Annotated in this window: 22 protein-coding genes; 10 read left to right on the top strand and 12 right to left on the bottom strand. The window is 57.3% G+C overall.

Annotated features, from left to right (window positions below; all coding sequences use genetic code 11):
• Positions 1-23: 23 nt before the first annotated feature.
• Together BFP70_RS08500 and BFP70_RS08495 are read right to left on the bottom strand one after the other, a co-directional pair.
• Positions 24-269 carry a hypothetical protein gene (locus tag BFP70_RS08500; RefSeq protein WP_066010908.1) on the bottom strand — a complete coding sequence of 82 codons (246 nt, stop codon included), beginning with the start codon at positions 267-269 and terminating at the stop codon, positions 24-26.
• A gap of 3 nt (positions 270-272) precedes the next feature.
• Complete coding sequence (locus BFP70_RS08495) at positions 273-1,025, bottom strand: RNA methyltransferase (RefSeq protein ID WP_066010907.1); 753 nt, start codon at positions 1,023-1,025, stop codon at positions 273-275.
• Positions 1,026-1,131: 106 nt separating this feature from the next.
• On the opposite strand from BFP70_RS08495, the gene BFP70_RS08490 reads away from it, so the two are divergent.
• From BFP70_RS08490 to BFP70_RS08480, 3 genes are all read left to right on the top strand, one after another.
• The gene (locus BFP70_RS08490; protein ID WP_066010906.1) at positions 1,132-1,752 is read left to right on the top strand and encodes a thiamine phosphate synthase; all 621 of its coding nucleotides are present in this window, start codon (positions 1,132-1,134) and stop codon (positions 1,750-1,752) included.
• 55 nt (positions 1,753-1,807) lie between these two features.
• Positions 1,808-2,467, top strand: a complete 660-nt coding sequence (locus tag BFP70_RS08485; RefSeq protein ID WP_176715520.1) for a hypothetical protein — start codon at positions 1,808-1,810, stop codon at positions 2,465-2,467.
• Between the two features lie 292 nt (positions 2,468-2,759).
• Positions 2,760-3,410, top strand: coding sequence for a hemolysin III family protein (locus BFP70_RS08480; RefSeq protein ID WP_066010905.1), 651 nt, complete (start codon positions 2,760-2,762; stop codon positions 3,408-3,410).
• Here BFP70_RS08480 and tgt read toward each other — a convergent pair.
• The 4 genes from tgt to BFP70_RS08460 form a co-directional block, all read right to left on the bottom strand.
• Positions 3,407-4,537, bottom strand: coding sequence for a tRNA guanosine(34) transglycosylase Tgt (gene tgt, locus BFP70_RS08475; protein ID WP_066010904.1), 1,131 nt, complete (start codon positions 4,535-4,537; stop codon positions 3,407-3,409). The genes BFP70_RS08480 and tgt overlap by 4 nt on opposite strands.
• A gap of 88 nt (positions 4,538-4,625) precedes the next feature.
• Complete coding sequence (locus BFP70_RS08470; RefSeq protein WP_176715519.1) at positions 4,626-5,372, bottom strand: YoaK family protein; 747 nt, start codon at positions 5,370-5,372, stop codon at positions 4,626-4,628.
• A gap of 209 nt (positions 5,373-5,581) precedes the next feature.
• Positions 5,582-6,043, bottom strand: a complete 462-nt coding sequence (locus tag BFP70_RS08465) for a DNA polymerase III subunit chi (protein WP_066010903.1) — start codon at positions 6,041-6,043, stop codon at positions 5,582-5,584.
• Between the two features lie 4 nt (positions 6,044-6,047).
• Entirely contained in the window at positions 6,048-7,508 is a 1,461-nt protein-coding gene (locus tag BFP70_RS08460; RefSeq protein WP_066010902.1) for a leucyl aminopeptidase, read from the bottom strand.
• A gap of 122 nt (positions 7,509-7,630) precedes the next feature.
• Between BFP70_RS08460 and lptF the strand changes: the two genes are divergently transcribed.
• The 6 genes from lptF (at position 7,631) to rsmA (ending at position 15,442) form a co-directional block, all read left to right on the top strand.
• Positions 7,631-8,827 carry an LPS export ABC transporter permease LptF gene (lptF, locus tag BFP70_RS08455; protein ID WP_255356641.1) on the top strand — a complete coding sequence of 399 codons (1,197 nt, stop codon included), beginning with the start codon at positions 7,631-7,633 and terminating at the stop codon, positions 8,825-8,827.
• Positions 8,824-9,948 (top strand): LPS export ABC transporter permease LptG, encoded by a 1,125-nt coding sequence (gene lptG, locus BFP70_RS08450; protein WP_066010901.1) that lies wholly within the window; start codon positions 8,824-8,826, stop codon positions 9,946-9,948. The genes lptF and lptG overlap by 4 nt, the downstream gene beginning before the upstream one ends.
• A 3-nt stretch (positions 9,949-9,951) precedes the next feature.
• Positions 9,952-12,165 (top strand): LPS-assembly protein LptD, encoded by a 2,214-nt coding sequence (locus tag BFP70_RS08445; protein WP_066010900.1) that lies wholly within the window; start codon positions 9,952-9,954, stop codon positions 12,163-12,165.
• A 65-nt stretch (positions 12,166-12,230) separates the two neighbouring features.
• Positions 12,231-13,472 (top strand): peptidylprolyl isomerase, encoded by a 1,242-nt coding sequence (locus tag BFP70_RS08440; protein ID WP_066010969.1) that lies wholly within the window; start codon positions 12,231-12,233, stop codon positions 13,470-13,472.
• A gap of 30 nt (positions 13,473-13,502) precedes the next feature.
• Positions 13,503-14,495 carry a 4-hydroxythreonine-4-phosphate dehydrogenase PdxA gene (pdxA, locus tag BFP70_RS08435; RefSeq protein ID WP_066010899.1) on the top strand — a complete coding sequence of 331 codons (993 nt, stop codon included), beginning with the start codon at positions 13,503-13,505 and terminating at the stop codon, positions 14,493-14,495.
• 98 nt (positions 14,496-14,593) lie between these two features.
• On the top strand, positions 14,594-15,442 hold the full coding sequence (gene rsmA, locus BFP70_RS08430; protein ID WP_066010898.1) for a 16S rRNA (adenine(1518)-N(6)/adenine(1519)-N(6))-dimethyltransferase RsmA: 849 nt from the start codon (positions 14,594-14,596) through the stop codon (positions 15,440-15,442).
• A 186-nt stretch (positions 15,443-15,628) separates the two neighbouring features.
• Here rsmA and BFP70_RS08425 read toward each other — a convergent pair whose 3' ends face one another.
• The 6 genes from BFP70_RS08425 to BFP70_RS08395 form a co-directional block, all read right to left on the bottom strand.
• Positions 15,629-16,027 (bottom strand): F0F1 ATP synthase subunit epsilon, encoded by a 399-nt coding sequence (locus BFP70_RS08425; RefSeq protein ID WP_066010897.1) that lies wholly within the window; start codon positions 16,025-16,027, stop codon positions 15,629-15,631.
• A 12-nt stretch (positions 16,028-16,039) separates the two neighbouring features.
• Positions 16,040-17,458 (bottom strand): F0F1 ATP synthase subunit beta, encoded by a 1,419-nt coding sequence (atpD, locus tag BFP70_RS08420; RefSeq protein ID WP_066010896.1) that lies wholly within the window; start codon positions 17,456-17,458, stop codon positions 16,040-16,042.
• Positions 17,459-17,479: 21 nt separating this feature from the next.
• On the bottom strand, positions 17,480-18,358 hold the full coding sequence (locus BFP70_RS08415; protein WP_066010895.1) for a F0F1 ATP synthase subunit gamma: 879 nt from the start codon (positions 18,356-18,358) through the stop codon (positions 17,480-17,482).
• A 21-nt stretch (positions 18,359-18,379) separates the two neighbouring features.
• A complete protein-coding gene (gene atpA / locus BFP70_RS08410; RefSeq protein WP_066010894.1) occupies positions 18,380-19,909 on the bottom strand; it encodes a F0F1 ATP synthase subunit alpha in 1,530 nt (509 codons plus the stop codon).
• Positions 19,909-20,475 carry a F0F1 ATP synthase subunit delta gene (locus BFP70_RS08405; protein WP_066010968.1) on the bottom strand — a complete coding sequence of 189 codons (567 nt, stop codon included), beginning with the start codon at positions 20,473-20,475 and terminating at the stop codon, positions 19,909-19,911. Before BFP70_RS08405 ends, atpA begins: the two co-directional genes overlap by 1 nt.
• A gap of 464 nt (positions 20,476-20,939) precedes the next feature.
• A complete protein-coding gene (locus tag BFP70_RS08395; protein ID WP_066010892.1) occupies positions 20,940-21,698 on the bottom strand; it encodes a class I SAM-dependent methyltransferase in 759 nt (252 codons plus the stop codon).
• Between the two features lie 62 nt (positions 21,699-21,760).
• On the opposite strand from BFP70_RS08395, the gene gloB reads away from it, so the two are divergent.
• Entirely contained in the window at positions 21,761-22,531 is a 771-nt protein-coding gene (gene gloB / locus BFP70_RS08390) for a hydroxyacylglutathione hydrolase (protein ID WP_066010891.1), read from the top strand.
• Positions 22,532-22,622: the final 91 nt, after the last annotated feature.

Below are 22,622 nucleotides of genomic sequence, written 5' to 3'. Positions count from 1 at the left end.
GCTGACGCCAATCACCGCCCGGCCTAAAGGACGACTGTGGTAAGAATCAGCAAAATGAATGCGATGGAATAGCCGATGCGGGCGGCGCAGAGCCCCACCCGAAGCGCATAGAAGCCAACAGGCCCCATATTTCGCAAAACACGCGGCAGATCCCCCCGCCGACCTAGGATATAGAACCACGTGTGAATCGCACAATCCACCGCGACGCAAAGGACGAAGGCCGCAAGACACCAGATCGGATCAGGTAATATCGCAGCAACTGTTGCCATCGCTTAACCCTTGCCTCGCAGCAATTGCTTCAAAGCCCCATGCAGGGTTTGCGCCTCTTGTCGGGTCATTTGGAACCGGGTCCACATGTTGCGCAAGTTGCGCTTCATCATTGGCGCCTTTTCGGCCGGATGAAAGAAACCGGCCTGTTCCAGCGCGTCTTCCATGCGGTCGCCCCAGGCTTCAACCTCTTGGCCATTGGCAGGGGTGAACCCATCCAGGCCTGGATTGATGGCCGGCGCGGCATGGGTATGGCGCGAATATTCATAGGCCGTCAGCAAGACCGCCTGACCCAAATTTAATGAGAAAAATTCGGGATTTACCGGTACTGTGATGATGGCGTTCGCGCGCGTGATATCATCATTTTCCAACCCGGTGCGTTCAGGCCCGAACAAAATTCCAACCTTTTGACCTGCGCTGATACGCTGATGCGCCTCGGCCATGGCGGCTTCTGGGGTATAAATCGGCTTGGGCAATTCGCGCCCGCGTGCTGTTGTTGCAAAAACAAAATCGCAATCATGCAGCGCGCCGGGAAGATCCTTGAACACGCCCGCATGATCCAGCACGCGCCCGGCAGCCCCTGCGGCCATTGTCACAGCTTTTGGGTTGGGCCAACCATCGCGCGGATCCACCAAGCGCATCTGGTTCAATGAGAAGTTCAACATCGCCCGCGCCGCCGCGCCGATATTCTCGCCCATCTGTGGGCGGACCAGAACAATAACCGGCTGACTGGGGGGGGTGGTCGGGTGATCTTGCATGAACGGCTCCTCTCGCTCTCCGAATAAGGCGGTGCGCGCCCACTGGCAAGCCGTGCAACGTTGCGCTATGAGGACACAATAGCCGCCAAAGATGCGAGGTTGCGCAATGGACACAGAGGACCGCCCGCAGATTTACCTGCTGACACCCCCCTCTTTCGATACCGAAATTTTCCCAAGCCAATTGGCGCGGGTCCTGGATACGCATGAAATTGCCTGTATCCGCCTTGCGCTGGCAAGCTCTGACGAGGATCTAATCGGGCGGGCCGCTGATGCCTGCCGGGAGGTCGCCCATGCGCGCGATGTCGCCTTGGTCATTGAACGCCATGTGCAGCTAGTGGAACGCCACGGGCTCGATGGTGTGCATCTGACCGATGGGGCGCGCACCGTGCGCCATGCCCGCAAAGAGCTGGGCTCTGATGCGATTGTCGGCGCCCATTGTGGCGTATCGCGCCATAACGGCATGACCGCTGGCGAGGCCGGGGCGGATTACGTTTGTTTTGGCCCGATTGGCGACAGCAATCTGGGCAGTGGCGATAAGATCGAAGACGATCTGTTCCAATGGTGGTCCGAAGTGATCGAAGTGCCGATCGTGGCCGAAGGTGCTTTGACAGAAGCCCTGATCGCGCAATATGCGCCGGTGACCGATTGGTTTGCCATCGGTGAAGAAATCTGGCGCGAAGAGGATCCTTCAGCCGCGCTGGACCGGCTGATCAAGGCAATGGGCTAAGCTAATGGAATCGCCCAATATGCATGCCGAAACCTGGGCAAGCGGTGATGGCCCCATGGGTGATCACGGGGCGATCATGCCATCTGAAATGCGGGTGCCCCGCGCCGATCTGGCTGGGCATCTGCGCAATATCGACGGGGCGCGGGCGGTCATTGCCATTGTGGGCGCCCCCGGTTCTGGCAAGTCACGGCTGGCCAAGGATTTGGCGCGTGATTTGAATGCCGCCACACCTGGCAGTGCCGCAATTTTGCCAATGGACGGGTTTCACCGCGACAATGACTGGTTAGATCAGCACGGTTTACGAAAGGTCAAGGGCGCACCCGAAACCTTTGATATTGCAGGACTATCTGCCTGTCTGGCCGCCGCGCGACTGCCGGGTAAGGACCTGCCTGTGCCGGTGTTCGACCGCGACCGTGATCAGGTTATTGTCCAGGGCGCGATCGTTCCAGCTGCCACCCGTTTTGTGTTGGTCGAAGGGAACTATCTTTTGCTGACCCAACCGGGGTGGCGCGATTTATTCCTGCATTTCGACCTATCGATCCGGCTACATGTGCCAGAACCAGAGCTGCGCGCGCGTTTGAGCCGTCGTTGGACCAAACAATCCCTACCCGCTGCCGAAATCGAACGTCGCGTGGAAACCAATGATCTGCCCAACGGTCGGCTTTTGCGTCAACACGGGCGGCCTGCAGATTTTGTAGTGACAGATTTCCTGTAAGCCGTTGCTTTAGTTGTGCGAATAATAGATCTAATTTTATCTACCACTAAAGTATGAGCCAAAACTGCGGCCATGTTAACGGATCATTTGGCATTCAGGCGCACAATAATGTGGTAATCTGGTCTGATAAAAGGACCAATCCGGGCGCGGCAACGCATCTTTTAGGGCTTAATTGATAATCGGTTCAACCGAGGTTCGGCACAAGGCTATGTCGAACTCCGCGCAAGGTCACATAATTGTCGCGGCACTGGCCCAAGGTGAACGCCTGCCCTTCTAACGAAAGGTGAAGGCAATGACGCAATTTATATTGCAGCATAGCCAGACCGAGCATGTCGCGGATGGCGTTATGCATGTGTTGGGTGTTGCTGCCGCAATCGCGGGTGTTTCAGGTTTGCTTGTTTGGGTCGTTCTGACGGCGCAAAGTGAAAAATTAGGGCCGTTGATCGTGTATGCGATCGGCATATTGGCCACATTCTCGCTGTCAGCGGCCTATAATATGACATTGCATGGCCCCACACGCGCCTTGCTGCGCAAATTCGATCATGCCGCAATTTACCTTATGATTGCAGGAACATACACTCCAATGGCTCTGATCGGCATGGGCGGAACGGCCGGTTGGTGCCTGACAGGCACCGTCTGGGTCGTGGCCCTGACGGGCATCGTTCTAAAGCTAGGCTTTTTTGATCGTGTCGAAAGGATCGGGCTAATCCTATACATGTCGCTGGGCTGGGCAGTGGCCTTGATCACCTGGCCTTTGCTGACCACCTTACCCGGTCCCGCACTGGCCCTGGTGATTGCAGGCGGCATCACCTACACCCTTGGCACGGTATTCCACCTATATGAGCCAGTGCCATTTTCCCGCGCCATTTGGCACGGGCATGTCCTGGCTGCGGCCGCCACCCATTTTGCAGCCGTCATCTTGATCGTGCGTATGGCCGCCTAGAGCGGCTCAATATCACCCTGCGCCCGGGTGGCGTGGAATTCGGCCACAAATGCCGAAAGCTGCCCGGCTGCGATCGCATCGCGCAGCCCCTGCATAAGTTCCTGATAATAATGTAGGTTATGCCATGTCATCAGCATGCCCGAAATCATCTCTTGCGACCGGCACACATGATGCAGATAGGCACGCGAATAGTTTTGGCACGCCGGGCATGTGCAGGCCTCATCCAAGGGCCTGGGATCATTCGCGTGGCGCGCATTCTTGATATTTACCTGCCCGCGCCGCGTCCATGCCTGCCCCGTCCGCCCCGAACGTGAGGGCAGCACGCAATCCATCATATCAATGCCGCGTTCCACCGCACCCACAATATCGTCGGGCTTACCCACACCCATCAGATAGCGTGGTTTATCTGTGGGCAGGAAGTCAGGCGCATATTCTAAAACGCCAAACATTGCCTCTTGCCCCTCGCCCACAGCCAACCCCCCGACCGCGTAACCGTCAAACCCGATATCAACCAAGGCCTTGGCGGATTCTTCACGCAGGTCTTTGGTCACGCCGCCTTGCATGATGCCAAAAAGCGCATGTCCGGGGCGGTCGCCAAATGCATCCCTCGACCGCTGGGCCCATCGCATCGACAGGCGCATAGATTTTGCAACCTCTGCATCCGTCGCCGGCAGCGCAGGGCATTCATCGAAACACATCACAATGTCCGAGCCAAGAAGCGCTTGAATCTCCATTGAACGTTCGGGCGTCAGCACATGTTTGGATCCATCAATATGACTGGAAAAGGTCACGCCCTCTTCTGTCAATTTGCGAAGCCCGGCCAAAGACATCACCTGAAAACCGCCAGAATCGGTCAAAATCGGCTTGGACCAATTCATGAACTTATGCAGCCCGCCAAGATGCGCGATACGCTCAGCGGTGGGCCGCAGCATCAGGTGATAGGTATTGCCCAGCAAAATATCGGCACCGGTCGCGGCAACCGATTCCGGCATCATCGCCTTTACCGTCGCCGCCGTGCCAACCGGCATGAAAGCAGGTGTGCGGATTTCTCCGCGCGGGGTGGAAATCACGCCCGTGCGGGCCCGGCCATCTGTGGCGTTCAGGGTATAGCTGAATTTCTGGGTCATCACGCTCTCCTTCAATCTGCCTCATAGGGCGAAATCAATGTGAAGGAAAGCGTTCACGACCACCGCCCGTCAGGCCCGTTCCCGTTTTTCACGCAGCGGCTGCGGCGCGGGCCTTACGCGGGGCGGTCGCCAGCGCGATCGACATCAAAATGACAGCGGGCAAAATCGCGAAACCCCAGCCAAAGGCCCCGTGCCCCAGACAGCCTAAAACCCCACCAATGATGAAGGCCGACACCAGCTGCATGAATAGAAACAAGCGGCTGTTATCTTGCCCATCTTGGTGATTGGGATGACCCAGGCCATAGGCGGCTCGGCCCAGCTCGATCCCCATATCCGTCAGCAACCCGGTGGCATGGGTGGTGCGGATCCGGGCGCTGGAAATTCGGGTGATCGTCGCATTTTGCAACCCCATTACAAAGGCCAGCAGCGCAAGCCCGGTATATCCTGTCAAGGCGTTTGGCAAAAACTCGGTTGACGCCAACACCGCCAGCAACGCCCCTTGCAAGGCCAGCGGCAGAAAATAGGTCAGCTTGGCATGGCGATCATGTCCCCAGGCGATCATCATAGACGCCAGTGCCGCGCCAGCAACAAACAGCACCAAAATTCCAAAGCTAAGGATCACCAAAGACAAATCTTGCGTTACCAACGATCCTGCCATTTGCGACAGATGTCCGGTCATATGGGAGGCATATTGGCTCATCATTAAAAATGCCCCTGCATTAAGCGACCCTGCAATTGTGGCAAGGATCAACCCAAGCCATCTATCGGCTTCGGGGGCACGGTGGTTGCTGGTAAATAGGCGCATTGCGCGCAGGGCAAAATGACGATGCGGCATTGGGGGAGGCTCCATCTTGGGTTGTAAATTAAACCTGCCCTTGCGCCATAAATTTACAATTCACGACATCGTAGGATTGTCTCAACCCGGCAATTCACTGCCCAAAGCGCAGCCATTGCGTGCGAAAACGCGCCGAATCTATGAGGCTCGTCACAGGCAGAGCGATGCGCCTGATCATAACTGCTGCAACGCGGTGTAAATTTCAGCAGTTAGCTTTCTGATTTTTTCTCCCACCGGCCGCTTTCTTCGGACCAATATTGCGCCTTGGCACCTGCGCCAGTTAGCCCCTTCCATTGCCCGCGCGCATGGGTGACGGCGGCACCATCCATCCCGTCAAACAAGATCCAAACCCGATCATGGTGGTCTAATTCCTCCGGCCGAACATCGGCACCATCCACCGATAAAATGGCCTGTCGCCCACTGGTCGCCCCGGATGTTGTGGTCAGCAAAACAGGTTGCAAAGCGTCATGCGCCCCCCCCGCCAGCCCATGCGGCAAAAACTCGGCTGGCCCACCGGCCCGCCACAGTTGATCATCCATCTGTTCCATCGCAGGCAAAGAGGTGCCGCGCAGTTCCACCTGCCAGCCCTGCTGCACAGCGCGAGTCAGCAAATTCACCACCACATCCACAATCGACGATTGGGTGACATGATAAAACAGCGCGGCACCCATGGGATCAGACCTCAAACCGGTCGCGGATCAACCGATCCAGCGTCACAACGCCCCAGCCCGTCGCCCCTTTGGGCGCAAGTGCCGTTTCAGACCGCTGTGCGACGCCCGCGATATCAATATGGCACCACGGGATTTCAGGTTTGATAAAGCGTTTCAAAAAGGCGGCTGCCGTGATTGCCCCAGCATGACGCCCCCCGCTGTTTTTCACATCGGCTTTGGCGGATTTGATCAGCGCATCATAGGCTGGGTCCAATGGCAGATGCCACGCGCCCTCACCTTCGGCCTTGGCGGCTTTCAAAATATCGCCGACCAAAGCGTCATCATTGGTGAACAGCCCGGCATTCTCATGCCCCAGCGCGACAATCACCGCCCCGGTCAATGTGGCCAAATCAATCACCGCACTGGGTTTGAATGTTTCTTGCGTATACCACAGCACATCCGCCAGCACGAGCCGCCCTTCGGCATCGGTATTGATGATTTCAATCGTGTCACCTTTCATGGATGTCACAATATCGCCCGGACGCTGGGCACGGCCATCTGGCATGTTTTCAACCAGCCCGACCAGGCCCACAACATTTGCGCTTGCTTTACGCAAGGCCAGTGCGCGCATGACGCCGGCCACGACGCCTGCGCCGCCCATATCCATCGTCATATCTTCCATACCGCCCGATGGCTTCAACGAAATCCCGCCGGTATCGAATACGACACCCTTACCCACCAATGCCAGCGGCGGTTCATCCCCACCGCCCATCCATTTCATCACGACCACTTTTGAAGGGCTTTCCGAGCCCTGCCCGACACCCAAAAGTGCGCGCATGCCCAGGGTTTCCAGCTCATCTTCTTCTAAGATATCGACTTCCAGACCCAGCTCTTGCATCGCGGCCAGCCGGGCGGCGAAATCATCTGTGGTTAAGATATTTGCCGGCTCGCCAGTCAGATCACGGGTGAAGAACACACCCTCGGTCAGTGCGGCATAAGGTGCGGCAGCCGCAGCAACCTCCTCTGGCGCGGCAACCATGAAATCCACCGCGCCAAAGGCGGGTTTTTCGGCCGTGTGATAGTCAAAGCGATAGGCGCGCAACGCAAGCCCAAAGGAAATATCGGCAGCCTTGTCGTGGGCATCGGCCAAAACCAACGCGCCTTTGGCGCCCAAACGCTTGGCAATGGCGGCACCGGCCTTACGGGCCTCAATTGCGGTGGCGCGCTTGGGCAGCGCCACAAGTTGCACCAGCTCCGTTTCCAATCCTGCAGGCCAGCTGATCGGCACCATCTCACCCGCGCTCAATGCGGCGAACCCCTCAGAATCCACCGCGCGTTTGATCGCGCCCTTGGTCAGTTTGTTCAGCCTGCGCCCGGTCTCCCCCAAGCCTTTGCTGGGATCAAGGATCAGCGCAATATTACCGCGATGCGAGGCCAAGGCCTCCAGATCCGTGTCACGGAAATGGATTTCGACGGGATGTGGCATAAAAGACCTCCGGTGCTGCATTTTTGCATTAGGTTCACGCGCAACCCTATGTGATTGCGCCTTTGCTGGCGCCAAGCCTAGACGGGCGTGCAGAAAATGGGAAGCAGGCCGCTTACCGACAAATGCAGGACTTTCCCAATCCGCGCCAACAGGCTACAGAGTATAAAACCCCAATGAGAGGGAAAGGTGAGGTCGCGTTGACGCGGTTGGACAGATATCTTTTGTCTCAGTTCATGGCGCTTTTTGGGTTCTTCGCGCTGGTTCTGGTCTCGGTTTACTGGGTAAACCGCGCTGTTCGTTTGTTCGATCGGCTGATTTCCGATGGCCAAACAGCATGGGTCGTGCTGGAATTTACCGCCCTCACGTTGCCTTATGTGATCCGGGTCGTTCTGCCGATCGCCGCATTTGCTGCAACTGTCTATGTGATTAACCGCGCCAGTTCGGAATCAGAAATGGTGGTCATGCAGGCGACCGGTGCTTCGCCATGGCGTTTGGCGCGCCCTGTTCTGGCCTTTGGTGTGATCGTCGCGCTACTGCTTTCTGTCCTCAGCCATATTCTGGTGCCCGTATCACGGGACCGGCTGGAACTGCGTCAGGCGCAGGTGGCGCAGGATGTCTCTGCGAAACTACTGCAACCGGGCAGTTTTCAGCATCCCGCAGACGGCATCACGATCTTCATCCGTGGCCTGTCCGAGCGTGGCGAAATGTCCGACCTTTATCTGTCCGACAGTCGATCACCGGGGCAGCGAACAACATATACCGCGAAAAAGGCAGTGATTTTGCCCTCGGACAGCGGGCCAAAGCTGGTCATGCTGGATGGTATGGCGCAGATATTGACCTATGCAGACAAACGCCTGTCCGTGACACGTTTTGCCGATTTCACCTATGATATGGGTGAAACGGTCAGCCAGGCGGCCGCGCGCAATCGCTCGGTCGATCAAATCACCACGCCTGAACTGCTGGCGATGTCTGACGATGACTTGACCGCCATCGGTATCACGGGGCAGCGCCGGGTGCTGGAGATCGGCTTGCGGATCACGCAGGCGCTTTTGGCGCCGGTGGCCGCGATGATCGGCTTCGCCGCACTGATGATCGGGACATTTTCCCGTTTTGGCATATGGAAACAGATCGTGTTGTCGATCCTGGGCCTGATCCTTGTTCAGGCCCTGTCCACCACCGCAGAAACATATGCCCTTAACCGGCCACAGGATTGGCTGGTAATTTTTGCGCCATTTCTTGCAGGGTTTACCCTATGTGCGGTTGAGCTGCACTTAGCATCCCGCCCCAGATGCGTGCGTCAAAAGGGGGCGACGCCATGACCTTGTCGCTGTATATTGCACGAAAATTTCTGCGGGCCTTCCTATTGGTTCTGCTTGGTTTTTGGGGCATTTTGATCCTGATTGATACAATCGAACAGCTGCGCGGCTTTCCCGAGGGTACGATCAGTTTGCTTCAAGCCGCGGGTCTGGCTGCGCTGAATGTTCCGGCCTCTTTATATGCAATTTTGCCGCTGATTGTCGTATTGGCTTCGGTGGTGTTGTTTTTAGGGCTGTCGCGCAGTTCTGAGTTAGTAGTGATCCGCGCGGCTGGCCGCTCAGCGCTGCGCATGCTGGTGGCCCCGGTTGTTGTCGCGGCCCTTTTGGGGGCCGCTATGGTGGCGATCGGAAACCCGATCATCACCGCGCTGACCAACCGCTATGAACAGTTGAGCGCAACACTTTCGGGCACCGGCCGAGAGACGATTTCGATTGGTCGCGAAGGGGTCTGGATGCGCCAAAGCGCGCAATGGACCGATAGCAGCGGCACGGTTCATCCCGGTCAAGCCGTGATCCATTCCGAACGTGGCAACAGCGATGGGACCGAGCTGTTCGATGTGACCTTCATGATCTTTGACCGCGCCGCCAATCCCGTGCGCCGGATCGAAGCGGATCGCGCCTTATTGACACCGGGCGCGTGGCAAATGTTCAACGCCAAGGACTGGTCGCTTGCCAGCTCTACGAACCCGGAACGTGATTCCAGCCGCACTGTGATGTTGAACCTGCCGTCCAGCCTGACTGCCGACTCCATTCGCGAAAGTTTTGGAAACCCCAATGAGATCGCAATCTGGGATCTGCCGAAATTCATCCGCGGGCTGAAAGATGCCGGATTTTCCACCCGTCGCCACTTGGTCTGGTTCCAGATGGAACTGGCCCTGCCGTTGATCTTTGTGTCGATGGTCCTGCTGACGGCAGGTTTCACCATGCGCCACACCCGTTTTGGCCGCACCGGAATGATGGTATTGCTGGCCCTGGCCTCTGGTTTGGCCGTATTTTTCTTGCGAAATGTGACACAGGTTTTGGGCGATAACGGGCAATTGCCGGTTTCGCTGGCCGCGTGGACGCCCCCTGCCGTGGCGCTTTTACTTGCGCTTGCCTTGCTACTTCACCTTGAGGAAGGCTGAGAGATGATCCGCCGTGCCCGCCCCTTTGGCTTTCTTGCCCGCTCTGCTGCATTGATCGCGGCCCTGTCGGTCGTTGCCCCACAGCAGACGCCCGCACAGACGGCAAAACCACTGAATCAAAGCGCCACATCGAACCGCGCGGCCACATTGCTGGCGGATAGCATCCTCTTGACGGCATCTGATCAGCTGATCGCGCAGGGCTCGGTTGAGATCTATCACAATGGCACACGCGTCACCGCGCAATCCATCATCTATGATGACGCTCAGGATAAGATTACACTGAAGGGTCCGATTGCAATCCGCGAGCCCGGCCAAATTGGCGATGTGCTTCTGGCCGATCAGGCCGAGATGAACCGAGATTTGACGAATGGTATTTTGCTGGGTGCACGCGCCGTAATGGCACGTGAATTGCAACTGTCCGCCGCACGGATCGAACGCCGTGACGGTGGGCGTATCACCGAATTTTCCGGCGTGATTGCTTCTTCTTGCACCATCTGTGCCACCGGCGAGTCTCCACTTTGGGAGATCCGCGCAGGTAAGATCACCCATGATGCACAGGCCCAACAGCTGCTGTTTGAAAATGCCCAGTTCCGCGCACTTGGCGTGCCCCTGCTATGGGCGCCGAAAATGCGCCTGCCTGATCCAACCGTGACCCGGATGAGCGGGCTTCTGGCACCCACTTTGCGGTCAACATCAAACCTTGGCGCCGGAATTAAGCTGCCGTATTTCCTGACACTAGGCCCAAGCGCAGATTTGTTGATTACGCCCTATGTTTCGACTGAACAGACCGGCACGCTGAACCTGCGCTACCGTCGTGCGTTCAACAGTGGAGATCTGGAAATCGCGGGTGCGTTTTCGCGCGACAACATCCGTGAAGGCGATGACCGGGGCTATCTGTTTGCCGATGGCACCTTTGACCTACCACGCGATTTTACTTTGGATTTCGATCTGCGTCTTGTCAGCGATGACGCCTATCTGGACAATTACGGGATCAGTAGTGAAGACCGTCTTTGGTCCGGTGTCACATTGGAACGCGTCAAACCTGATCAGCTTGTTTGGTTACGCGCGGGAAACACCCATTCGCTGCGCGAAGACGAAAGCAACTCAACTCAACCGGCGTTGGCGGCATCAGCGGAATGGGTGCAGGTGTATCGCCCGCAAACCGTGGGTGGGGAGCTGGTGTTGGATTGGGAAAGCTATGCGCTGCGCCGTCCTTCCACCGCGACCACAGATGGCAGCGATGCCGATGACATCCCCGATGGCCGCGATCTGATCAGCGCGGCCATGACGGCCACATGGTCGCGTAATTGGTCCTTGGGCAGCGGCGTTTTGGCCCGCACCACGGGCCAGCTGACAAGCGATATTACAGATGTGTATCAAGACCCGGCCTACCCCGATCAGATCCTGCGTGCACAGCCGCAAATCGCCGCTGAAATCCGTTGGCCTTGGATGAAGACCACGGGTCAGGCCGCGCAGGTGATTGAACCAATCGCCCAGGTCATCTGGTCCCCGAAATATCTGGAACAGGTGCCAGGTGTACGCAGCCAGCTGGTGGAATTTGACGAAGGCAATTTATTCGCCCTGTCGCATTACCCTTCCAGTGACCGTCGCGAACGCGGCCTACGCGCCAATCTGGGCGTCAGCTGGACCCGTCATGATGCAAGTGGATGGTCGCTAGGAACCACGGTGGGCAAGATCATCCGCGAAGATGATCTGAACCTGTTTGAACCCGGCACCGGCTTGGATGGCAAACGCTCGGACTGGTTATGGTCCACCAATCTGCGGCTACAAAACGGATTGACATTGTCGAACCGGACCTTGTTCGATGACGCCTTTTCAATCTCACGCGAGGAGCTGTTTTTGCACCATAGCACCAACCGCTATTCCATGAGCATTGGCTATGTCTGGCTAGACAGCAACGATGCGGAACTGCGCCCCTATGATGCGTCAGAAATTACGTTGGGCGGCAGCTATGATTGGAACAACGGCTGGTCGGGCAGCTTCGGATCACGCTATGATTTCACCGCCGAACGCATGGCCGATGCCGCGATTGGCGTCAGTTATCAGAACGAATGCGTGACGGTGGATGTTTCCCTCTCGCGCAGCTTCACGTCCTCCTCTAGTGTAAGCCCCGACACGGATCTTGGGGTTTCGCTGCAATTGGCAGGCTTTGGGGGATCCAGCGGCAGCGCCGCGCGTAAGGTCTGCACGCAATAAGTGCAGTGACGATAGTAAAACGGACGGGTACGGAAATGGGCAGCACTATGGCGGGCAGCACGACGATGAAATTCGCAAAAGGCATGGTCTGTGCGACAGCCGCGCTTTGGATGGCACTGTCGCCTGCGATGGTCACTGCGCAAAGCTTCGCACCGGTGATCACCGTGAACGGCGGCGGCATCACCGGATGGGAGCTGGAGCAACGCGTCCGTATGATGACTCTATTGGGCCAGCGCGGCGATTTACGCACGCAGGCGGAAAATGATCTGATTGAAGATCGGCTGCGCAGCTTTGCGGCCGCGCGGCTGGGGATCAAGGTCAATGATGCTGCGGTGGATGACGGGATGGCGGAATTCGCCTCGCGCGCCAATCTGACCCGCGAACAGTTCCTGGCTGAACTGTCTAAGGGTGGCGTAGATGCCGGCACATTCCGCGCCTTTGTACGCGCCGGTCTGGAATGGCGCGCCGTTATGCAGCAAAAATTCGGCGGTACCGTTCAAATCTCGGATATTCAGATCAACCGTGCATTACGGCCAGAAGCGCAGCGCAGCGCAGCCGTGCGCGTCCTGATGTCAGAAATCATCATCCCCATGCAGCCGGGCCGCGAAGATCAGGCGATGGCCGCCGCCACCCGCGCCTCCCAAACCAAAGGTGAGGGCGCATTTGGTGCATTGGCCCGTCAGGTGTCGGCCTCGGCATCACGTGATCAAGGGGGACGGTTGGACTGGTTGCCGATTTCGCGCCTGCCCTCCCCGCTGCGCGCACAGGTTCTGGCACTGAAACCCGGTCAGGCCACACAGCCCATTTCATTGCCCAATGCGGTTGCCGTGTTCATGCTGCGCGCACTGGACGAAGGTGCCAAAGGTGCCGAAGGTCCACAGACAATCGACTATGCCCGGCTGATCCTTGGCCCAAGTGGATCGCCGGAAACCGACAGTTTCGCGGCCTCTGCCCGCGCGAATAGCGACAGCTGCGATGACCTGTTCACCGTGGCCAAGGGCCTGCCGGCAGATCGCTTGATCCGCACAACCACGCCGCAGTCGCAGCTTCCCGGTGATATTGCCGTTGCTCTGGCGACACTTGACCCCGACGAAACTGCACAGTTGACGCGCGGGGCGAACCAAGAGCTTGTGATGCTTTGCGCACGCACCCCAGTCGCCCCCCCCGCAACCCAAGGTGACGACGCCCCGACAGAGGACGCCTTGCGAAATGGCGCACAAAACCGTCTGCGTCAGCAGCAACTTGAAGGCCTCTCCCAGGGGTATCTTGACGATCTACGCGCCGAGGCCGTGATCACACGCCGCTGATCGACCGATCTAAAGACCAAGGAATATGACATGGCTGCGCCCTCAGACATTCGCGCCGAACAACCCGTTATCCTTAGCTGCGGTGACCCATCAGGCATCGGCCCTGAAATCGCGGCCAAAGCGTGGGAATATTTAGGGGCGCAACTTCCCTTCGTTTGGATCGGTGATCCATCACACCTCCCGCGTGGTACAAAAATTCGGGAATTGTCCCACCCATCCGAAGCGGCAACCCATGCTGGCGCGGCGCTGCCGGTCTTGGCGCATGAATTTCCCGCCGCGGCCATCCCGGGCGAACCTTCCTTGGACAACGCCAAGGCAGTGATCGATGTTATCGCACGCGCTACAGATTTGGTGATCCGCGGCGACGGTCGCGCATTATGCACCGCACCCATTGCGAAAAAGATCCTCAAAGATGGCGCAGGCTTCACTTTCCCCGGCCATACTGAATATCTCGCGCATCTCGCCGGCGGTCTGGATGTTGTGATGATGCTCGCCTGTGAAGAGCTGCGCGTGGTCCCCGCAACGATCCATATTGCGCTTGCCGATGTGCCTAAAGCTTTCACGGCCGAATGCCTGCGCAAAACGGTGCGCATCACCTATGAAGGGCTCAAGCGCGATTTCGGCCTGGAAAATCCCCGCATTGCCATCGCTGGGCTTAACCCCCATGCTGGCGAAGGTGGCGCGATGGGCACTGAAGAAATCAGCTGGATGACCAATGAAATTGCCAGCCTGCGCGCCGAAGGATATGCGATCACCGGGCCACTGCCCGCCGACACAATGTTTCACAAAGCCGCCCGCGCACGATATGACGCCGCCATCTGCGCTTATCACGATCAGGCGCTTATCCCGATCAAAACTCTCGCCTTCGATGAAGGGGTGAATGTTACGCTCGGCCTACCATTCATCCGAACATCCCCCGATCACGGCACCGCTTTCGACATCGCCGGAAAAGGACAGGCCAGCCCCGCAAGCCTGATCGCTGCATTGAAAATGGCCTCGCATATGGGGGCGAACCGCCGCTGATCTGCGCGGTTTCATCTTGCTAAAAATATCCCACGGGGGTCCGGGGGTGTGAAACCCCCGGCTTTTCATTGCCACCGCACCTACATCAGGAGATGACCATGGCCGCTATCGACGGGCTTCCGCCCCTGCGTGATGTGATCCGCGATCATGACCTGGTCGCCAGAAAACAACTTGGGCAGAACTTTCTGCTCGATCTTAATCTGACAGCAAAGATCGCCCGCGCGGCGGGCAACCTGTCTGAAACAGATGTGTTGGAAATCGGCCCCGGCCCAGGCGGGTTAACCCGTGGACTTTTGGCCGAAGGCGCCCGCAAAGTGCTGGCAATTGAAAAAGATCCCCGCTGCATCCCCGCCTTAGAGGAAATCGCGGCACATTACCCTGACCGCCTGCAAATCATCGAAGGCGACGCATTAGAGGTGGACGTTACCGCCCATCTTACTCCGCCATATCGGATCGCGGCCAACCTGCCCTATAATGTCGGGACAGAGCTTCTGGTGCGCTGGCTGACACCTGCGCAATGGCCGCCGCAATGGTCCACCTTGACATTGATGTTCCAACGCGAAGTTGCAGAACGGATCGTCGCACAACCCGGCGATCGTCATTATGGGCGTCTGGCGATCTTGTCGCAATGGCGTGCAACAACACAAATCGTAATGTCTTTGCCACCAGAGGCATTCTCACCTGCCCCCAAAGTGCATTCTGCCGTTGTGCGACTAACCGCCCTGCCCCAGCCCCGTTTTCCAGCTGACCCCGGCGTCTTGTCACGGGTTGTTGCCGCCGGGTTCAATCAGCGCCGTAAGATGTTACGCGCCTCTCTCAAAGGGGTTGCGCCTGATATTGAAGCCAAGCTCGAAGCCGCAGGTATCCCTCCGACAGAACGGGCCGAACGCGTGAGCATCGAATCCTTTTGCCGATTGGCCCGCATCGTGGCGGGCGACACGCCCTAATCAGCACAGTTGCCATGCCCCAGCTTCGCCCCAGATGCCATTGGTAAAATCAGTCGCCGAAATCGTCCCCCGAAAACGTCTTCAACGGGCAACTATTTCGGGTGTGATCAACTATTTCGGGTATGATACTGATAAAAAAGCCCCGGCCAAATGCCGGGGCTTTTTAAAATGCAGGTAATGTTGGAATTAACCAAACATATGTGACCCAAGCGCTTCCATATCCGCCAAGAACTTGCCGGTGATGTCCGCTGCCGAAGGATGGGCCTCTTCATGCGCACGACGCGCTTCGAGAACCAATTCGGCGTGCATTTCTTGTGTGAATTCCGCGCTGGGAAGCGAACGCTCCGCGAGGATGCTCACACCATCTGTCGAGATCTCGGCGAAACCGCCCGTCACCGCATAGTCCTGATCGAACTCTGAGGTAACAAGGGTCAGCTTTCCGGGACGCAAGGTGGTGATGACGGGCGCATGGCCCGGCATCACAGTCATGTCCCCAGATGCCGCCGGGATGCGAACCTCTAGCGCCTGAACGGACGCAAGCTTCCGCTCGGGTGCTACTAGGTCTACTTGCATCGTATTGGCCATCAGGGTGCCTCCTTACGCCGCAGCGGCGATTTTCTCGGCTTTCGCGATCACTTCGTCAATGCCACCGACCATATAGAAGGCCGATTCTGGCAAGTGATCATACTCACCCGCGACAACAGCTTTGAACGATTTGATCGTGTCTTCCAGCGGAACCTGAACACCGTCAGAGCCGGTAAACACTTTCGCAACGTCGAAAGGCTGCGACAAGAAACGCTGAATCTTACGCGCGCGCTGAACGGTCAGCTTATCTTCTTCCGACAGTTCGTCCATGCCAAGGATGGCGATGATGTCCTGCAGCGACTTATAGCGCTGAAGAATGTTCTGAACTTCGCGGGCGCAGTTATAGTGCTCTTCGCCAACGATGCCCGGATCCAAAATCCGCGAGGACGAATCCAGCGGGTCAACCGCAGGGTAGATGCCCAGTTCGGAGATCGCACGCGACAGAACTGTCGTTGCATCCAAGTGCGCAAATGTGGTTGCCGGTGCAGGGTCGGTAAGGTCATCCGCAGGAACGTAGACGGCCTGGATCGAAGTGATCGAGCCATTTTTCGTCGAGGTGATGCGCTCTTGCATCGCGCCCATGTCGGTTGCCAGCGTCGGCTGATAACCCACAGCGGACGGGATACGGCCCAGAAGTGCGGACACTTCGGAACCTGCCTGCGTAAAGCGGAAGATGTTGTCCACGAAGAACAAAACATCGGTGCCGGACTGATCGCGGAACTGCTCGGCCAAGGTCAGGCCGGTCAATGCCACACGCGCACGTGCTCCGGGTGGTTCGTTCATCTGACCGTAAACCAGTGCCACTTTCGATTCCGACAGGTTGTCGGGAACGATAACGCCGGATTCGATCATTTCGTGATACAGGTCGTTACCTTCACGAGTCCGCTCACCAACACCTGCGAACACAGAGAAACCCGCGTGCACTTTTGCGATGTTGTTGATCAGTTCCATGATGAGAACGGTTTTACCCACGCCCGCACCACCGAACAGACCAATCTTACCACCTTTTGAGTAAGGCGCGAGAAGGTCGATAACCTTGATGCCGGTCACGAGGATCGACGATTCCGTCGACTGTTCGTTGAACGCAGGTGCGTTCTGGTGAATTGCGCGGGATTCTTCCGCCACAACCGGACCTTTTTCGTCAACGGGTTCGCCGATAACGTTCAAGATACGACCCAGTGTCGCGTTGCCCACTGGCACGTTGATCGGCTTGCCCAAATCGGACACAGCCGCGCCACGGACCAGACCTTCGGTCGCGTCCATTGCGATGGTGCGAACAGTGTTCTCACCAAGGTGCTGAGCAACTTCCAAAATCAGCTTATTGCCGTTGTTGCTTGTCTCAAGGGCGTTCAGGATCGCCGGCAGGCCGTCTTCGAACTGAACGTCCACGACAGCGCCGATGACCTGGGTCACTTTGCCATGCATTGCCATTGTTTCTTATCTCCGGTTCCGTCAGAGCGCTTCGGCGCCCGAAATGATTTCCGTAAGCTCGGTAGTGATCGCCGCCTGACGCGTCCGGTTGAACTCGATGGTCAGCTTGTCGATCATCTCGCCAGCGTTGCGCGTTGCGTTGTCCATTGCCGACATCCGGGCACCTTGTTCAGATGCACCATTCTCCAGCAGGGCAGCGAAGATCTGCGTAGCGACACCGCGCGGAAGCAAATCTGCAAGGATCTCTTCTTCGCTTGGGTCATACTCATAAAGAGAGGATACCGATGCATCATCTTCAGGAGCATCAAATTTCGCAGGGATAACCTGAAGTGCGGTTGGCACCTGCGAAATAACGCTTTCGAACTCCGAGTAGAAGATCGTCGCCACGTCGAATTCGTCATTGTCGAAACGCTGCAACAGATCTTTGGCGATCTCTTGTGCGTTGACATAACCAATCCGCTTGACCTCAGACAGGTCAACATGAGCGACAAACAGATCGCCCAATTCACGACGCAGCGCATCACGCCCCTTCTTGCCGACGGTCAGGATTTGCACCTGTTTGCCCTCGGCACGAAGTTTGGCGGCATGCGCCTTTGCCTTCTTTGCGATGTTGACGTTAAAGCCGCCGCATAGGCCGCGCTCTGCCGTCATCACCACCAGAAGGTGACGGTCTTCTTTGCCCGTCCCGGCTAAAAGCCGGGGCGCGCTATCCGAGCCACCTACGGAGGCGGCAAGCGATGTCATCACAGCGTTCATCCGCAGGGCATAGGGCCGCGCGTTTTCCGCTGCTTCCTGGGCACGGCGGAGCTTTGCCGCCGCGACCATTTGCATCGCTTTCGTGATCTTCCGCGTGTTCTTAACACTGGAGATCCGGTTTTTTAGGTCCTTAAGGCTGGGCATGTCCCTGTCCTTTCAGGCCGGTTACGCGAAGGTCTTGGCGAATTCTTCGATAGCCGCCTTGAGTTTATCCGCTGCATCGCCCTTGATTTTTGGGTCATCATTGGTGATCCAGTCAAGAATGTCACGACGCGTGCCGCGCAGATACGCAAGAAGACCAGCTTCCCAACGACCCACTTCTTTGACCGGCACGTTGTCCAGGAAGCCCTGAGTACCTGCAAAGATGACAGCGACGATTTCTGCGTTGGTCAGCGGCGAGTATTGCGGCTGTTTCATCAGCTCGGTCAAACGCGCGCCACGGTTCAGCAGTTTCTGGGTTGCGGCATCAAGATCCGAACCGAACTGAGCAAAGGCCGCCATTTCACGATACTGCGCCAGTTCCAACTTAACAGGACCTGCAACGGTCTTCATCGAATTGGTCTGTGCGGACGAACCAACACGCGATACCGACAAACCGGTGTTCACAGCGGGGCGGATGCCCTGATAGAACAGATCGGTTTCAAGGAAGATCTGACCGTCAGTGATCGAAATCACGTTGGTCGGAATAAACGCCGAAACGTCGCCGCCCTGAGTTTCGATGACCGGAAGCGCGGTCAAGGAGCCATTGCCGAAATCGTCGTTCAGTTTCGACGAACGCTCAAGCAGGCGCGAGTGAAGATAGAAAACGTCGCCTGGGAAAGCTTCACGGCCCGGTGGGCGGCGCAGCAACAGCGACATCTGACGATAGGACACAGCCTGCTTGGTCAAATCATCATAGATGATCAGCGCATGCTTGCCGTTATCGCGGAAATATTCCGCCATCGCGGTCGCCGAATAAGGCGCAAGATACTGCATCGGTGCAGGGTCGGAAGCGGTTGCGGCGATCACGGTGGTGTAAGCCATCGCGCCGGTTTCTTCCAACTTCTTCACCAGCTGCGCCACGGTCGAACGTTTCTGACCGATTGCAACATAGAAGCAGTGCAAAGCGTTTTCTGGGTTCGCGTCGTTATACACCTTCTGGTTCAGAATGGTGTCGAGCGCGATCGCGGTTTTACCTGTCTGACGGTCACCGATGATCAATTCACGCTGGCCACGGCCAACGGGAATCATTGCATCAACCGATTTCAGGCCTGTCGCCATCGGTTCATGAACCGATTTACGCGGGATGATGCCCGGAGCCTTCACGTCGGCGATGCGACGCTCGGTATATTCAATCGGACCTTTCCCGTCGAGCGGGTTGCCCAGACCGTCAACGACGCGACCCAGAAGGCCTTCGCCGGCAGGAACGTCCACGATGGAGTTCGTGCGCTTAACGGTATCGCCTTCTTTGATGTCGCGGTCGGACCCAAAAATAACGATACCGACGTTGTCGACCTCAAGGTTCAGTGCCATTCCGCGGATACCACCGGGGAATTCAACCATTTCGCCAGCCTGGACGTTGTCGAGGCCGTGAACGCGCGCGATACCGTCACCGACGGAAAGCACACGACCAACTTCGGCCACTTGGGCGTCCTGCCCGAAATTCTTGATCTGCTCCTTGAGGATCGCAGAGATCTCAGCTGCCTGGATACCCATTATCCAACCTCTTTCATGGTGTTCGTGAGGGAAGCGAGCTTCGAGCTAACCGACGTATCGATCATGCGCGAACCCAGCTTAACGATCATACCACCGATGAGGCTTTCATCGACGGCAACGTTGAGTTTGACGGTTTTACCCGTCTTCGACTGCAAAGCATCGGCCAAGCGGCCTTTTTGCTCGTCAGTCAATGTTGTGGCGGCGATCACATCTGCAGTGACCTCGCCTTTTTCCAATGCGATTGCATCAGCCAAAGCGGTCAGCAAATGCGGCAATGCAAACAAGCGACGCTTGGTGGCCATAAGGCCCAAACCGCCTGCCATCGACTGGCTCAGACCCATGGCCTGACCAACCGACGCAATACCTGTTGCCTGCTGCGCGCGCGTATATGTGGCATTCGCAATCAGATCACGAAGATCTGCGGAATCTGCCAACGCGGCTTTCAGATTGGATACGTCGCTTTCAAACGCGTCAATCTGACCGGCCTCTTTGGAAAGTTCAAAAATCGCCGTCGCATAGCGACCGGCAATGCCTGCGGAAATCGAAGCTGGTTCGGACACGTCCACCCTTCCGATGCTCTGGCCCCATTCCTGCGTGCTCATCCAGATGGATAAATCACGTCAAGTCAGAGGTCTCCCCTTGAGATGGCGCGTGTCGCACATCTCTATATCGGCTTTGCATGTAACAGAGCCTCCCCCCCCTCGCAACCTTCTTGCGCACTGAGATGTGATATCGCCGCGTTGATTTTGCTGCTTTCGCGTATTGACCCATCAAATCTGTATTTCTCAACGCCAACAGGGGGAAATAAAGGCGCAGCTTGCACGGGTTACACGGCCTAAGACGGTATCATGCGACCAATGGAGGATAAAAACTTCTTTGTGATTCACAAAATTTTAACGATTACCTTACGTCAATCCCGCGTTGATGACGGTATTCAAGGAATCAATGCGCAGGGCTGTGGATTTTATATCCCTGACGCGCGGTTGATCGCGGCAAAATTGCAAAGGTGCTCTGCAAAATCATCTGGGCGCTAAAATGCGTCCGCGATCGGTTTTCCCGCCCCTTCCAGGATCGAAAGCGGCTTGCGCACCGCCGCGCCCAAGCCCGGTTTGCGCGGCTGCGCCACTTGCTTCGACACCTCCAACATCACCACGCCAGCAGCTAACAGACCCGAAACACGTGTGCCCACCCGCTCCCACATCGCGGCAGAGCGCAGCCAAAACTTACGATGTGACGGCGGAATATACAGCGCCGCAGCATGGCGTTCGGGCACAAAGCCTGCCCGGCGCACTGTCTGATCCAACTGCGTCAACGTATAGGGCCTGCCAAAGCCAAAAGGCGTTGTCTCACGCGGGGCCCACAGCCCGGCCCGATTGGGCACGATGAACAGCGCACGCCCCCCTGGCCCCAGCACCCGCCAGCTTTCGGCCAGCATCGCATCCAGATTGTCAGATGTTTCCAACCCATGCATCACCACCAAACGATCCACCCGGCCGGTTTCCAGGGGCCAGCATGTCTCATCACATAATGCCGAAACATTGGGCTCCCCCGCAGGCCAGGGCATCACGCCTTGTTGCGCGGGCATCAGCCCGATAACCCTCCGGGCCGGTTGCAAATACGGCCGTAGCAATGGCACCGCAAAGCCAAACCCGGCAACCGTCATACCGGCCATGCCCGTGCCGCTGGTCGGCCACAGGTCCACAACATGATCACGGATCGCACGCTGCGCCGCGCGCCCAAGCTGGGTGCGGTAATAGAAATTTCGCAAGTCTAGGACATCAAGGTGCATTGCGAACCGGGTCTCCTTGGGCTTAGCCTGCGCTTAACATAGTGAAGGTAACAAGAAACACCATGCCAGTTGAATTGTCGATCATCCCCTGCCTGTCGGATAATTATGCCTATATCTTGCATGACCCCGGCACAGACACGACCTGCGTGGTCGATGTCCCAGACGCCGCCCCAATCATGAGCGCGCTGAATTCCTTGGGTTATAAGCTGAATCATATATTGCTGACACATCACCATGACGATCATATTGCCGGAGTGCAGGCTGTGGCCTCGGCCACGGGCGCAAAGGTGATTGGCGCGGGGGCCGATGCACATCGGCTGCCCTCACTAGATGTGGCAGTGGGTGCGGGTGATACCATAAAGATTGGCACCGAAGAAGTTGAAGTGTTGGAGGTACCCGGCCACACGGTGGGTCATATCGCCTATGTGTTCCCGCAATCATACCTGCTGTTTTCCGGCGATAGCTTGATGAGCTGGGGCTGCGGACGCCTGTTTGAGGGCAGCCCGACACAAATGTTCGGCGCCTTGGAGCGATTGGCGCAGCTGCCTGATGAGATGCTGATCTGCTCGGGGCATGAATATACCGAAGCAAACGGAAAATTCGCATTGCATTTGGAGCCAGACAACCGCGCCTGTCGCATGCGCATGCGCGATACATTGGATCGGCGCGCACAAAAACAGCCCACCGTGCCCTCGACTTTGGCATTGGAAAAGACCACCAACCCGTTCATGCGGTCCCGCGATCCAGGTTTAAAAGCTGCACTGGGGTTGCCAGGTGATGCAGCACCACTGGAGGTCTTTACCGCCGCGCGGGCCGCCAAAGACAATTTTTAATTTCGCGACCTTCGGAGACTCCGCGCCCTATGTCAGCCCTGCCCTCACTGCCCGCATCATTGTCCCGGTTCGCAACCCGGTTCGGGCCACC

This window comes from Thioclava sp. SK-1 (assembly GCF_001705665.1).
GTDB lineage: Bacteria > Pseudomonadota > Alphaproteobacteria > Rhodobacterales > Rhodobacteraceae > Thioclava.
The sequence above is the reverse complement of the archived record's forward strand: the minus strand, read 5'-3'. Positions and strand labels throughout refer to the sequence as shown.

Excerpts from the sequence above, each read along its gene's own strand:
- BFP70_RS08500 (WP_066010908.1), bottom strand. The coding sequence starts at position 269 with ATGGCAACAGTTGCTGCGATATTACCTGATCCGATCTGGTGTCTTGCG.
- BFP70_RS08495 (WP_066010907.1), bottom strand. The coding sequence starts at position 1,025 with ATGCAAGATCACCCGACCACCCCCCCCAGTCAGCCGGTTATTGTTCTG.
- BFP70_RS08490 (WP_066010906.1), top strand. The coding sequence starts at position 1,132 with ATGGACACAGAGGACCGCCCGCAGATTTACCTGCTGACACCCCCCTCT.
- BFP70_RS08485 (WP_176715520.1), top strand. The coding sequence starts at position 1,808 with ATGGGTGATCACGGGGCGATCATGCCATCTGAAATGCGGGTGCCCCGC.
- BFP70_RS08480 (WP_066010905.1), top strand. The coding sequence starts at position 2,760 with ATGACGCAATTTATATTGCAGCATAGCCAGACCGAGCATGTCGCGGAT.
- tgt (WP_066010904.1), bottom strand. The coding sequence starts at position 4,537 with ATGACCCAGAAATTCAGCTATACCCTGAACGCCACAGATGGCCGGGCC.
- BFP70_RS08470 (WP_176715519.1), bottom strand. The coding sequence starts at position 5,372 with ATGCCGCATCGTCATTTTGCCCTGCGCGCAATGCGCCTATTTACCAGC.
- BFP70_RS08465 (WP_066010903.1), bottom strand. The coding sequence starts at position 6,043 with ATGGGTGCCGCGCTGTTTTATCATGTCACCCAATCGTCGATTGTGGAT.
- BFP70_RS08460 (WP_066010902.1), bottom strand. The coding sequence starts at position 7,508 with ATGCCACATCCCGTCGAAATCCATTTCCGTGACACGGATCTGGAGGCC.
- lptF (WP_255356641.1), top strand. The coding sequence starts at position 7,631 with ATGCAGGACTTTCCCAATCCGCGCCAACAGGCTACAGAGTATAAAACC.
- lptG (WP_066010901.1), top strand. The coding sequence starts at position 8,824 with ATGACCTTGTCGCTGTATATTGCACGAAAATTTCTGCGGGCCTTCCTA.
- BFP70_RS08445 (WP_066010900.1), top strand. The coding sequence starts at position 9,952 with ATGATCCGCCGTGCCCGCCCCTTTGGCTTTCTTGCCCGCTCTGCTGCA.
- BFP70_RS08440 (WP_066010969.1), top strand. The coding sequence starts at position 12,231 with ATGAAATTCGCAAAAGGCATGGTCTGTGCGACAGCCGCGCTTTGGATG.
- pdxA (WP_066010899.1), top strand. The coding sequence starts at position 13,503 with ATGGCTGCGCCCTCAGACATTCGCGCCGAACAACCCGTTATCCTTAGC.
- rsmA (WP_066010898.1), top strand. The coding sequence starts at position 14,594 with ATGGCCGCTATCGACGGGCTTCCGCCCCTGCGTGATGTGATCCGCGAT.
- BFP70_RS08425 (WP_066010897.1), bottom strand. The coding sequence starts at position 16,027 with ATGGCCAATACGATGCAAGTAGACCTAGTAGCACCCGAGCGGAAGCTT.
- atpD (WP_066010896.1), bottom strand. The coding sequence starts at position 17,458 with ATGGCAATGCATGGCAAAGTGACCCAGGTCATCGGCGCTGTCGTGGAC.
- BFP70_RS08415 (WP_066010895.1), bottom strand. The coding sequence starts at position 18,358 with ATGCCCAGCCTTAAGGACCTAAAAAACCGGATCTCCAGTGTTAAGAAC.
- atpA (WP_066010894.1), bottom strand. The coding sequence starts at position 19,909 with ATGGGTATCCAGGCAGCTGAGATCTCTGCGATCCTCAAGGAGCAGATC.
- BFP70_RS08395 (WP_066010892.1), bottom strand. The coding sequence starts at position 21,698 with ATGCACCTTGATGTCCTAGACTTGCGAAATTTCTATTACCGCACCCAG.
- gloB (WP_066010891.1), top strand. The coding sequence starts at position 21,761 with ATGCCAGTTGAATTGTCGATCATCCCCTGCCTGTCGGATAATTATGCC.